We start from the raw sequence: 13,309 nt of genomic DNA, 5'->3' as shown, positions 1-13,309 counted from the left end.
ATCAAATTAATATCTTTGAAGTATGAATCTTACCAAAATAAAACAGCCATTTACAGAGATTTTTCCGGGGGACTTTTCAGGAAATCCAATGCAGAGAATGACACCTAAAGTATTATTCTCAACAGTATTTCCTGTGGAATTTAAAAATCCTAAACTTATTATTTTTAATGAGAAGCTATCAGAAGAAATCGGATTGGGGAGTTATGAAGAAAAAGATCTTGGTTTTTTGGTTGGGAATCATTTACCGGACAATGTTAAACCCTATTCAACAGCTTATGCAGGACATCAGTTTGGAAACTGGGCAGGACAGTTAGGAGATGGGAGAGCAATTTATGCCGGAGAAATTGAAAATCAGTCAGGAGAAAAAACGGAAATACAATGGAAAGGAGCCGGAGCAACACCTTATTCCAGACATGCGGATGGGAGAGCTGTACTCAGATCCTCTGTTCGGGAATATCTGATGAGTGAAGCGATGTATTATTTAGGTGTTCCTACAACAAGGGCATTAAGTCTAAGCTTTACAGGGGAAAATGTAGTGAGAGATATCTTGTACAGTGGAAACCCTCAGGAAGAAAAAGGAGCAGTAGTGGTAAGAACAGCTGAAAGCTTTCTGAGATTTGGGCACTTTGAATTAATATCCGCACAACAGGAATATAATACATTGCAGGATCTTCTGGATTTTACCATAAAGAATTATTTTCCTGAAATTCAGTCTGAAGGAACCGCAAAATATAAAGACTTTTTTGAAAATGTAGCGAATAGAACTGCTGATCTTATGGTAGAATGGTTTAGAGTAGGTTTTGTACATGGGGTGATGAATACAGATAATATGTCGATTCTTGGTCTTACGATAGATTATGGGCCATTTTCAATGATGGATGAATATGATTTGAATTTTACATCCAATACAACAGATCTTCCGGGAAGAAGATATGCTTTTGGAAAGCAGGGACAGATTGCTCAGTGGAATCTTTGGCAACTGGCAAATGCTCTCCATCCCATTATAAAAGATGAGAAGTTTTTGGAGGATACCCTGAATAAATTCGGAGATTACTTTTGGAAGGAGCACGACAATATGTTGTGTGATAAATTTGGATTTGGCCAATTATTAGAAAGTGATGAAGATTTTTTTACCAATTGGCAGGGCTTAATGCAGGAATTTCAACTTGATTATACACTTTTCTTTAATGTATTAGAAAGAATAGAGGAAGGTCGTGATCTGAAAACTGAATTTGAGAATATCTCATATATTTCATTAGATGACAAAGCCTTTTCAAAAATTAAAAATTTTATTAATCAATACAAATTGAGGCTTGAGAAAAATGATATTTCAAAGGAAAAATCTCAGGAATTAATGCAAAAAAGCAATCCTAAATTCACATTGAGAAATTATCTTCTTTACGAATGCATTGAAGAAATTGAAAACGGAAAAACGATTTTACTTGAAAAAATAATCACAGCCTTGGAAAATCCTTACGAAGAAAAATTTCCTGAGTTTTCAGTGAAAAGGCCTTCAAAATATGATGATGTTTCGGGATGTTCTATGCTTTCGTGTAGTTCTTAATAATTGGTATAGTAAAATTTGCCCTGTGTGAATAATTGAAAATAATTGTTCATTTCAGGTTGTATTTTTTACTTTTGCAGAAATTTTAGCAGTGTCCATACAATCAAAGCTTTATAGTTTTTTTAAAATAGTTTTTCCTTCCACTTTTATAGAACTTGGAGTTTTCCTTTTCTTTTTGTGTGTCTATGGGATTTTGGGGTCTTATATAGCGGTGAATTATACCGTCATTTTTGATGATAGAATTCCTTGGGACGCATATTTTAGTTTTGACAACCGCTCTATTGTCATGACGGGAGGAAGTTTTGAACGGCATCCGTTGTCTTATTATTTTTTTAATTGGCTTCGTGAACTGGCTTTTCTTTTTTCCGATGGAAAGAAAGATGATACTTTTAGGTTGGTTTTAGCATGGATGAGTAACTTGATGGTAAGTTTAAGCATTGTACAAATCTTCAAGTATTTGAATAATATTATTGAACTGCCATTAATGATCAGTTTTTTATTGATTGCTTTCTTTTCTATTTTCTCTACAGCTATTCTACTTTCTTTTACTCCTGAAAACTTTACTTACACACTGTTTTTATTGATGCTTTTCAATTATTATGCGGCGGTAAGACTTAAAAATGATAAAAAGATCTCTCCTTTGGCCCTTGTTGTGGCGGGTGTTACCATTGGAGGATTGACGATTACCAATTTGGTGAAAGTTTTTATTCCTGTGTTTTTTGAAAAAAATCTGTTTAAAAGCTGGAAGAAACTTCTGAATGCATTGATAAGAGGTTTAGTGACTGTAATCTGTTTTGTATTGCTGTATCTAAACAGAATTGAATTTAAGTACGAGAATATTTTCTCTAAAACCAGCAGTCAATACGAGAAGTTTTCAAATGCGGAGCCGGCTTCGGTTTGGGATATGATTGTTTCTTTCTTTTTTGGAGGAAATATGCTTTTTCCAAGCTTTTTTATCAGAGATAAGCATAATATGAAAGGCTTCCATTACAAAGGGCTGTTTATGGATGTGTATTCATCTCCGGTATCATATCTGTTTGTCTTTATTGTTTTGGGGCTTTTGGTGTGGAGTTATTGTAAAAACTTTAAAAATAAATGGGTTCAGATTATTGCGATTTCTTTCGTGGTAGACATTGTTATACACTGCTTTATGAGATTTGGTCTTCATACTTCATACATCTATGGAGGGCACTTTATTTTTGTCTATATTTTGTTGTTGGGATGGCTTTTCTATGCGTATAAATCTTCACCGAAAATGGTATCGTTTCTTGCAACTATTATATGTGTGTTGCTGGTTTATTTAGGATATAATAATTGTTTAAGAATGGAAGAATTTTTTGACTTTCTGAATAAATTTTATCAATAAAAAAAGCTGAGAACATTCTCAGCTTTTTATTTTGTAAGTGTTTGATTATTTTGCTTCTGCACAGAAAATTCTGTATTGTACAGCGACGGCAGATTTGAAATATTCTTTTATTTTAGAAAGGTCAGAAGCAGCACTTTGCTTACTGAAATAGCTTCCTGCTAAAATTTTATAATTAGGTCTTAAAGAAGCATCCGTTTCCACCTTTAGGTTCGGAAATCTTTTTCTAAAGTAAGTTTTGATTTCGTTTGCTTCATCATTGCTTTTTACAGTAGTGATCTGTATTTTGTACCCTAAAATTCTGGGGTTTTTTCTGCAGATTTCAGCATTGGTGAGTTCTCTATTCGGAACTAAAATTTTTGTTGGTCTCGAAGGGGTATCATCATCTATAACGTTAGAAGATTTACCATAAGAAACTTTAGAACATTTATCTTCCAGACTCGTCAATGCGTCATTTACTCGAGAGTCCATGCTTATCATAAGTTCTGTACCGGATAAGGTATCTTTTTTTACAACCTGTTGTGCATCAATATTATAAAAACTCAGTAAGGATAATATTGAAAATAATTTTATCAAATTTTTCATTTAAAAGTTGTTTCAGCAAATTTATACAAATAAAAAATTATACCAAACTGAGTTATTTAGAATCAATACAAATTAAACTGAAATGATATTTTCCCCTTTCTATATGCCGTTAAATTTCTGTTAAATATGTTATTTTTGCGGAATTGATTGAATGTTCAATATTTTACTAACATAAGATAATTTAAATGATTAGTTGGAGAAAGCATTATAAACAAACGTTGGTTGCAATAGGCTTATTGCTATCAACCAGTGCTTCAATTTACGGGCAAGACGGCGATCCTAAAAACGGAGAGAAACTTTTCAAAGCGAATTGTACTGCATGTCACGCGCTAGACAAACAAGTTGTAGGTCCACCTTTGAAAGGAGTGGTAGAACGAGTTAAGACAGAGGGCGGCAAAGATACAGAGTGGCTTCACAAGTGGATCAAGAACAACAAGGAAGTCAGAGACTCTGGCGATAAGTACGCCAATGAGATTTTTCAAAAATTTAATAAGACTGAGATGCAGCTCTTTCCAAATCTTTCAGATAAGGATATTGATGACATCTTAGCTTTTACAACTAATCCTCCGGCTCCGGAAGAGAAAAAACCGGAAGCGGGTGCAGCGGCAGGTGCGGGTGCAGAAGCAACAGCAGCTCCGACAAGCAGTACTACAACTAGTGTTGTAATTATTTCCCTTTTAGCTATTGCGGCTTTATTAGTTTGGATCTTAGTAAAACTAAGACAACTTGTGAAATTAGGTCAATCTGAAGACTTAGCAGGGCTAAACGAAACAAGAGTAAAATCTTTCAGTGAAGTTTATGAAAAGTACCACTACGTAGGTAAAGGGTTAATTGCTATTTTAGCGTTGTTAGCTACTTACGGTGTTTGGAACTGGATCATGTGGATTGGTGTTTATAAAGGATATAAGCCTGAACAACCAATTTACTTCTCTCACAAAATTCACGCTGGAGAACAGAAAATTGACTGTCAATTATGTCACTCTAGTGCTAAATATGGTAAAGTATCTGAGATTCCTTCTATGAATGTTTGTATGAACTGTCACAAAGCAATTGGTGAATACAATGCAGATCATTATATGGAGCCTGGAAAAGATAAAGCATTCTATGACGGAGAAATCCAGAAAATTTATGCTGCAACAGGTTGGGATCCTGCAAAACAACAGTATACAGGAAAAACTCAGCCGGTTGAATGGACAAGAATCCACAACATGCCAGACTTTGTTTACTTTAATCACTCTCAGCACGTAGTAGCAGGTGAGCAAGCTATTATCAATTCTTTCAACAAAAAGAACCCTACGAACAAAATTGATGTTGTTTGTAAGGCTTGTCACGGTAAGATCGATACAATGAATGTTGTTCAGATGGCGAATGATTTCACTATGGGATGGTGTATCGAATGTCACAGAACTACTGAGGTTGATATGAACAACGGTTATAATAAAGAATACTTCAAAAATCTACACGACAAGTTGAAAAAACAATATCCTCAGGATGGTGGTAAGATTACTGTAGATGCAATTGGAGGTCTTGAGTGTGGTAAATGTCATTATTAATAACTAAAAAATTAGAAGTATAAATGGCTTCAAACAAAATACAATTTAGAAGTATTCATGAACTTAAAGATCCTGCTTTAAATGGTAAGCTGGCTCTGAAAGAGTTCCAGGAAGAAATTCCTGTAGAAGATTTCCTTGGAGACGCGGAACAGAATGGTTCCAGTACTTCAAGAAGAGATTTCTTGAAATTATTAGGTTTCTCTACGGCAGCAGTAACATTAGCTGCTTGTGAAGCTCCGGTAATTAAAACGATTCCTTACGTGGTAAAGCCACATGATATTATTCCGGGAGTTCCAAATTATTACGCTTCAACATATTTCGATGGTTTTGACTTTGCTAGTGTTTTAGTGAAAACTAGAGAAGGAAGACCTATCAAAATTGATCCGAACCCAGCTGCTGGTGATTTAGGAAAAACTAATGCAAGAGCTCAGGCAAGTGTACTTTCTCTTTATGATAATGATAAAGTAAAGCAGCCTAAGTTTGAAGGTAAAGACGAAACTTTTGATAAAGTAGACAGTTTTGTAATCAAAGGATTGGAGGAAGCGAAAGCGGCAGGTAAAAGAATCGTGTTATTATCACATTCTTTTGCTTCACCTACTTTCAAGAAATTGTTTGCGGAATTTAAAGAAAAATATCCTACAGCTGAATTAGTAACTTATGATGCTTTCCCATATGCTGCAGCATTAGATGCGGCTCAGGAAGTTTTCGGACAAAGAGCATTACCGGTTTATGACCTTAAAGGATCGGAACTAGTAGTTGCTTTTCAGGCTGATTTCTTAGGAGATTATAACGCGGGAAGTTTAGAAACTTCTTATGCAGCAGCAAGAAAACCGGGAGCAAACATGTTGAGACACGTACAAGTGGAATCAAACATGTCGATCACAGGTGCAAATGCTGACGAAAGAGTAAGATTAAAACCAAGTGCTGTAAACAAAACTTTGGTTGAAGTTTACAACGCAATCGTAGGAGGTGGTACTTCAGATAAGACTGCTTCTGAATTGGCTAAAGAATTATTGGCAAAAGGCAGCAAAGCTGTTGTTTTCGCAGATGGTTCTAAAGGAGCTCAGGTTTTAGCGCACTTAATTAACCAAAAATTAGGATCAGTTGCTTTCACAGGTAAAGCGAACTTCCTAAAAGATTTTGATAAAGCAAGATTCCAGGAATTCCTAGGATGGGTAAATGCAGGTCAGGTTGGGGTATTGATCGCTAACAATGTAGACCCGATTTATTCTTACTATAAAGGAGAAGATTTCAAAAAGTCTTTAACTAAAGTTCCTTATGTAATCGCAGTTGCTGATAAGAAAAATGAAATGTACAAGGCGGCGAAAGCTGTAATTCCTGTAGCTAACTGGCTAGAATCTTGGGGTGATATTGAACCTCAGACAGGAGTATATTCATTAATGCAGCCAACGATCCAGAAAATCTACAAATCAAGACAGATCGAAGAATCTCTATTGGTTTGGAAGAATGGTAAAAACAATGCTGCTAATAATTATTATGATTATTTAAAAGGTAGTGCAACTTCAATTTTAGGGGCAACTTCTTTCAACAAAGCTTTATATAACGGTATCAATGTTTCTAATAATGCTACGACATTGTCTTATGCAGGTGGAAACGGTGCTCAGGCTGTTGCTGAACTGAACGGTTTTAAAGCTTCTGATTTAGAATTGGTATTATATACTAAGACTTCTATGGGAGACGGTACTCAGGCAAACAACCCTTGGTTGCAGGAATTACCAGATCCATTGACAAGAATGTCTTGGGATAACTACTTGACAATTTCTCCGAAAGATGCAGAAAGATTAGGAATTGATAACGATCTTAATGCAAGAATGCAGTTAGATGGTTCTATCGTAAACCTTACTGTAAACGGAGTAACAATAAAAGATGTTCCTGTATTCGTTCAACCGGGACAAGCTGATGGATCTGTTGGTCTTGCGCTTGGTTATGGTAAGAAAGATTCAGGAGCTACAGCTGATACAGGTGTAAATGCTTATCCTTTATTTGACGGTTCTAACTTGGTTGTTGCCAATGCTAAAATCGAAAAAACAGGTGAAGATCACGAGTTTGCAGGTATCCAGCTTCAAAATACACTAATGGGACGTTACGAAATCGCTAAAGAAGTTCCTTTGGCAGAATTCTTAAACGTAGCATTCGATGATGAGCACGAAGGATGGAATAAGCCTTTGGAATATCACACAATCAGTGGAGCACTTCCTGCAAGAAAAATTGATCTTTGGGATGCTTTTGATGATACAGACGGGCCTCACTTTAACCTATCAATCGACTTGAACTCTTGTACTGGTTGTGGCGCATGTATCATTGCTTGTCAGGCAGAGAACAACGTTCCTGTTGTAGGAAAAGAAGAGATAAGAATGTCTAGAGATATGTATTGGTTAAGAATTGACCGTTACTATTCTTCAAGACAGAAAGTAGAAGTATACGAAGGATTAAAAGATGGATTAGCTGTTCCAGAATTATACGGAACTGCATTCAATAAAGAAGGAGGTGCATTAAACCACCCTGCTGATAATCCAGACGTAATCTTCCAGCCGGTAATGTGTCAGCACTGTAACCACGCTCCATGTGAAACTGTATGTCCGGTTGCGGCTACTTCACACGGTAAGCAAGGTCAGAACCACATGGCTTATAACAGATGTATCGGTACTAGATACTGTGCGAATAACTGTCCTTACAAAGTAAGACGTTTCAACTGGTTTACATATAACCTAAATGACAAGTTCGATTTCAACATGAATAACGACCTTGGAAGAATGGTACTAAACCCGGACGTAGTTGTAAGAACAAGAGGGGTAATGGAGAAATGTTCAATGTGTATCCAGGAAACTCAAGCTACAATCTTAGCTGCTAAGAGAGAAAACAGAAAAGTAACAGACAATGAATTCAAAAATTCTTGTGCTTGTGCTGCTGCTTGTTCTACCGGAGCAATGACGTTTGGAGACATGAATGACAAAGAATCTGAAGTGAGAGAATTATATTCTAGCAACAGAAGATATTATTTACTAGAAGAGATCGGAACAAAACCAAACGTGTTCTATCACACTAAAGTAAGAAACAGAGTAGAAAAATAAAGTTTAAATAATAAATAGGTAAAAAATGTCAGGACATTACGAAGCTCCGATAAGGGAACCTCTAATTATTGGTCACAAAACTTATCACGATATCACAGAAGATATTGCACGACCTATCGAAGAAAGAGCAGGTAAATTATGGTGGATTTCATTATATGCAGCCTTAGTTCTATTCATCTATGGATTCGGATGTATCGCTTATACTATCGGGACAGGTATTGGAGCATGGGGGCTTAACAGAACTATTAACTGGGGTTGGGATATCACCAACTTCGTATGGTGGGTAGGTATCGGTCACGCCGGAACACTTATCTCCGCAGTATTATTATTATTTAGACAGAGATGGAGAATGTCTGTAAACAGATCTGCGGAAGCGATGACGATTTTCGCGGTTGTGCAGGCAGCAATCTTCCCGGTAATTCACATGGGTAGAGTTTGGGTAGGATATTGGGTATTCCCTTTACCAAACCAGTTCGGTTCTCTTTGGGGGAACTTCAACTCACCTCTACTTTGGGACGTATTTGCGATCTCTACGTATTTCTCGGTATCAACTGTATTCTGGTTCATGGGATTAATCCCTGACTTTGCAATGATCAGAGATAGAGCTAAAACACCTTGGACTAAGAAAATTTATACATTCCTAGCTTTCGGTTGGGGTGGTAAAGCAAAACACTGGCAAAGATTCGAAGAACTTTCTTTGGTTCTTGCAGGTTTGGCAACTCCGCTTGTATTCTCAGTACACACTACCGTATCTTTTGACTTCGCGACTTCAGTAATTAAAGGATGGCACTCTACGATCTATCCTCCTTACTTCGTTGCAGGGGCGATCTTCTCAGGATTTGCAATGGTACAAACACTATTGTTAGTTGCTAGAAAAGTATGTCACTTAGAAGAATATATTACAATGTATCATATCGAAATTATGAACATCGTAATCGTTCTTACTGGTGGTATGGTAACGGTAGCTTATGCAACTGAATATTTCATCGGATGGTACTCAGGATCTAGATTCGAAGACTTTACATATCTATCTCCGGGTGCTGCTGTTGGACCTTATTGGTGGGCTTTCTGGTCACTAATTATTTGTAACCTTGTAGTTCCTGCTTCTTTCTGGTTCAAGAAACTAAGAACGAACATTATCTGGACTTTCATCGTTGCATTAATTATCAACATCGGTATGTGGTTCGAGCGTTTTGACATCATCGTTATAAACCTTTCTAGAGACTACTTACCAGGATCTTGGACGATGTTTAAGCCAACGATCATTGATGTAGGTGTATACTTAGGAACTATCGGATTCTTCTCTGTATTATTCTTATTATATGCAAGAACATTCCCTGTAATTGCACAGGCTGAATTAAAATCGATTTTGAAAATCTCAGGTGAAACTTATAAAGCAAAAGAAGGAGATGAGCACCACTAAAATTGTATACGGACTTTATGCTGACGACGACGATTTAATGAACGGCGTTAAAGCATTCAACGATAAAGGAATCGCTATAAATGAAGTTTATACTCCATTTCCGGTTCACGGACTAGACAAAGCTTTAGGTTTAAAGAAAACTAGAATTTCTGATGCCGCTTTCTTCTATGCTCTTTACGGTGTTACTATTGGTGCTACTGTAACTTGGTATGTGATGAACCACGACTGGCCTCAAAATATTGGGGGTAAACCAGCTTTCGACTGGGCTCACAATATGCCGGCATTCGTAGTTCCAATGTTTGAGCTTATGGTATTCTGCGCTGCTCACATGATGTCATTAACTTTCTTAGCAAGAAACAAAATGTATCCTGGAGCTCCTGCACAAAACCCGGATCCAAGAACAACGGATGATAAATTCATGATGGAATTCGTAACTGAAGATGTAGAATCTGTAAAGCAGTTGCTAATCGAAACTGGAGTTGAAGAAATAACTGTTAAAGACGCTTAAAATGAAAAAGAACGTATTAAGAATTGCAGCAGTTTTAGGTTTAACAACAGTTTTACTTAACTCTTGCGGACCGAAAGAAAACACACCATTGGTGTATTTCCCGGATATGTATTTCCCGGTAGCTTACGATCCATTGATGAAAGCTCAGGATGCTTATTCGGATCATGAAAATGAAATTCCTGCATTTGTTAAAAATAATGGAGCAACAGGTCTTTCTCCCGTAGAAGGATCAGTGCCTCAAAATAAAGACGGAGTTTTTGAAGAAAGTTTACTTCCAAAAACAGTAGACGAGTACAATGCAGGTTACACTGCGGCAAAAACGGTAACTGTTTCTCCTTTGAACCCTGCCAATGCAGAAAAAGATATCGAAAGAGGAAAAATGTTATTTGAGAAAACTTGTGCTGCTTGTCACGGTGTAGGTGGTGACGGACAAGGACCTATTGTACAGAGTGGAGCATATTCTGGTGTACCAAATTATGCAGACAGAGACGTTACTGTAGGATCTGTTCATTATGTATTAACAAACGGTAGAAATAACATGGGATCTTATGCAGGTCAATTGAATGCAGGAGATAGATGGAGAGTAGCAATGTATGTGATGAATGCTTTCAAAAAAGGAGCAGCAGCACCTGCAGCAGCTACCGCGACGGCAACAACTGAAACTACTACCGAAACTAAAAAATAAGAAAAGAAATGTATAGTTTTTCACCAAAATTAAAATCAACTTCTATAATACTTCTTGTTGTAGGTTTAGTGCTATTTGGTATTGGTTTCTTTTTAAACAAGGGAATTTCTACTGAAAAAATCGAGCAAATGATGGAAGCGGTACATGCTTCTGGTCATAATGCTCCTACACACTCAAGTGAAATGATAGGTCCTCAGGATCACGCGGCTCACTTGGAGCATGCAACATTACAAATACATAATCAACCTTTAGCATCTCTGCACTTTGTAGCTGTATTTTTCTTTGGAGTTAGTTGTGCTGTATTGTTTTTTTACTGTATTCAGCACGCTGCACATGCAGGTTGGCCAATTATTATTACAAGAGTAATGGAAGCTATTGCTTCTTATATTCCATACGGAGGAGCTATTTTGATCATCTTAATGCTATTAAATATCTTCCACCAAGGACACCTTTTCCACTGGATGGATCCGGATTTGACAGATCCTAATTCTGCTCATTTCGATGTGATCTTATTCGAAAAGAAAAGATTCTTGAACATTCCTTTCTATGCAATCAGAACGTTCATCTATGTATTAGGTGCTTCTTTCTTCGCTTGGAAACTGAAAGCTCAGTCTAAGAAAGTAGATGAAACTAAATCTAAAGTAGAATATCAGTTTCTTTACAGATGGGCAGTAGGATATATTGCATTCTTCGGATTTGCTTCTGCAGCTTGGGCTTGGGACTGGTTGATGTCTATTGACCCTCACTGGTACTCTACAATGTATATCTGGTATTCAATGGTTAGCTGCCTTTCAAGTGGTATTGCGGTAATCATCCTTTTAAGTGTTTACTTAAAGAAAAATGGTTTCTTACCTCAGTTCAATGACAATCACTTGCACGATTTAGGAGTATTCCTTTTCGCTACAAGTATGCTTTGGACGTATACATGGTTCGCTCAGTTCATGTTGTATTGGTATGCGAACGTTCCGGAAGAGGTGAATTACTTCTTTGGAAGATTCCAGCACTACGGAACAACATTCTTGCCAATGCTGATTGTAAACTTCTTGTTGCCATTATTAGTATTAGTAAGTAGCAGCATCAAGAGAAACTACAAAGTGGTTACAACAATGGCTGTAGTGGTTATCTTAGGACACCTTTTAGATTACTTCAATATGGTAATGCCTGGAACGGTAGGACCATTCTGGAACACTCCGGAAGTATTCGTTCTAATATTAGGAGCTGTGTTATTCATCGTTGGATTATTTATGTTTACAGTGCTTTCTGCATTATCTAAACTAAAATTAATTCCTACAGGAAACCCATTCTTACACGAATCTGAAATTTATGAGTATCCTTTCTAAGGAAAACTTGTAACAAGATAAAAACAAAAAAGACTGATTATAATGATCAGTCTTTTTTTGTGTAGAAACGGGAAAAATTGAAATCGTATGCAACCTTTTTCAAATTAAGTTGTCTTATCATTAGAACTCTGATTTTAATTACATATTGGTAAAACTAAAACGATCATGAAAAAAAATATCTTATTATTCTTACTCCTGCTATTCATCAATGGTGTAAATGCACAAACGATTACTTTTATTTCTGAAAAAACTAATAAACCTTTACCCAAAGTTTCGGTTTTTGGAAAAGATGGAAGTATTGTTGCGTACTCGGATATTGATGGTAAAATAGATAAGCAATCCATAAAACCTGAACAGGAGAAATTCCAACTGGTTTATGATAACCTTTCTGTCGCAACCTTATCGTACGCAGATTTTGACCACGAAATCATTAAAGTAAATGATCGTGTAAAAGATATTGAAACGGTAGTGATTAAAAGTAATAAGCCTACAAAATATGCATTTGTAAAAGGGAATTTTAATACCTATGTTACCCTTAATAATAAATTGAATTGCTATGCAGATGGTGTAGTAACGTATATTTTCGACAACAAAACAAAGAAATTAAAAAGCACCCGAATAGAACAATACAGGGTTTTCAGATTGGTAAATGCCGAAATGGACAGAAAGAAAACGTCATCATGGGATTATGATATGTTTCTAGAGGTTCCGAAAATTAAAGATGTCGGAAATGTTGATGAATATAAGAAAATTAAAAACACAGTCTTTAAAGAGTTAAAAGGAGACAAGAAGGATGAAATTGAAATCACCGGAGAAGCTCTTCAAAAGAAAGAATTTGCACTGTTTGGATACCGGTTTTTTGATTTCAAAAGTATTTTGAATGTTGCTTACGAACAAAACTCTCAAAAAACCTTAAGAGACCTTTTAGAATATAACGAAATTGAATTTTTAAAAATTAAACATAAAAGCGAACCCGAATATAACGCTGTGGTTATCTATGGTAATTTCTACCCTACAGAATTGGATTTCGGAAACGACAACGATATTGATAAAGTAAAATTTAATACAAAAAATAGCAATTATACCTCAAAATTCTGGCAGGAAACATCTTTCCCTAATATGCAGACCATTTTCAGTTCTTTCTTTAAAGACGACCTAAAAGAACAAGAAAATAAAAAATAAAACCTCCATTAATA

The 13,309-nt window shown here is 36.2% G+C and carries 10 protein-coding genes; 9 read left to right on the top strand and 1 reads right to left on the bottom strand.

Annotation, left to right across the window (positions count from 1 at the left end):
* Positions 1–22: 22 nt before the first annotated feature.
* Together JI747_RS07445 and JI747_RS07440 are read left to right on the top strand one after the other, a co-directional pair.
* On the top strand, positions 23–1,564 hold the full coding sequence (locus JI747_RS07445) for a protein adenylyltransferase SelO (protein ID WP_225687357.1): 1,542 nt from the start codon (positions 23–25) through the stop codon (positions 1,562–1,564).
* Between the two features lie 91 nt (positions 1,565–1,655).
* The gene (locus tag JI747_RS07440) at positions 1,656–2,930 is read left to right on the top strand and encodes a DUF6080 domain-containing protein (protein WP_225687355.1); all 1,275 of its coding nucleotides are present in this window, start codon (positions 1,656–1,658) and stop codon (positions 2,928–2,930) included.
* Positions 2,931–2,975: 45 nt separating this feature from the next.
* Here JI747_RS07440 and JI747_RS07435 read toward each other — a convergent pair whose 3' ends face one another.
* Positions 2,976–3,512, bottom strand: a complete 537-nt coding sequence (locus tag JI747_RS07435) for an SPOR domain-containing protein (protein WP_225687353.1) — start codon at positions 3,510–3,512, stop codon at positions 2,976–2,978.
* A 185-nt stretch (positions 3,513–3,697) separates the two neighbouring features.
* Between JI747_RS07435 and JI747_RS07430 the strand changes: the two genes are divergently transcribed.
* The 7 genes from JI747_RS07430 (at position 3,698) to JI747_RS07400 (ending at position 13,295) form a co-directional block, all read left to right on the top strand.
* Complete coding sequence (locus JI747_RS07430; RefSeq protein WP_225687351.1) at positions 3,698–5,065, top strand: c-type cytochrome; 1,368 nt, start codon at positions 3,698–3,700, stop codon at positions 5,063–5,065.
* A 23-nt stretch (positions 5,066–5,088) separates the two neighbouring features.
* Positions 5,089–8,157, top strand: coding sequence for a TAT-variant-translocated molybdopterin oxidoreductase (locus JI747_RS07425; protein ID WP_225687349.1), 3,069 nt, complete (start codon positions 5,089–5,091; stop codon positions 8,155–8,157).
* Between the two features lie 25 nt (positions 8,158–8,182).
* Positions 8,183–9,580: an NrfD/PsrC family molybdoenzyme membrane anchor subunit gene (gene nrfD, locus JI747_RS07420; RefSeq protein ID WP_225687347.1), complete on the top strand. Its 1,398-nt coding sequence runs from the start codon at positions 8,183–8,185 to the stop codon at positions 9,578–9,580.
* Complete coding sequence (locus JI747_RS07415; RefSeq protein ID WP_225687346.1) at positions 9,567–10,088, top strand: DUF3341 domain-containing protein; 522 nt, start codon at positions 9,567–9,569, stop codon at positions 10,086–10,088. Before nrfD ends, JI747_RS07415 begins: the two co-directional genes overlap by 14 nt.
* Position 10,089: 1 nt before the next feature.
* Entirely contained in the window at positions 10,090–10,773 is a 684-nt protein-coding gene (locus tag JI747_RS07410; protein WP_225687345.1) for a c-type cytochrome, read from the top strand.
* Between the two features lie 8 nt (positions 10,774–10,781).
* Positions 10,782–12,113, top strand: coding sequence for a quinol:cytochrome C oxidoreductase (locus JI747_RS07405; RefSeq protein ID WP_225687344.1), 1,332 nt, complete (start codon positions 10,782–10,784; stop codon positions 12,111–12,113).
* A 165-nt stretch (positions 12,114–12,278) separates the two neighbouring features.
* Positions 12,279–13,295 (top strand): hypothetical protein, encoded by a 1,017-nt coding sequence (locus JI747_RS07400; RefSeq protein WP_225687343.1) that lies wholly within the window; start codon positions 12,279–12,281, stop codon positions 13,293–13,295.
* Positions 13,296–13,309: the final 14 nt, after the last annotated feature.

It is taken from the genome of Chryseobacterium tagetis (genome assembly GCF_016735585.2).
Lineage (GTDB): Bacteria > Bacteroidota > Bacteroidia > Flavobacteriales > Weeksellaceae > Chryseobacterium > Chryseobacterium tagetis.
Note: the sequence above shows the minus strand (reverse complement) of the source record. Positions and strands in the feature narration are given on the sequence as shown.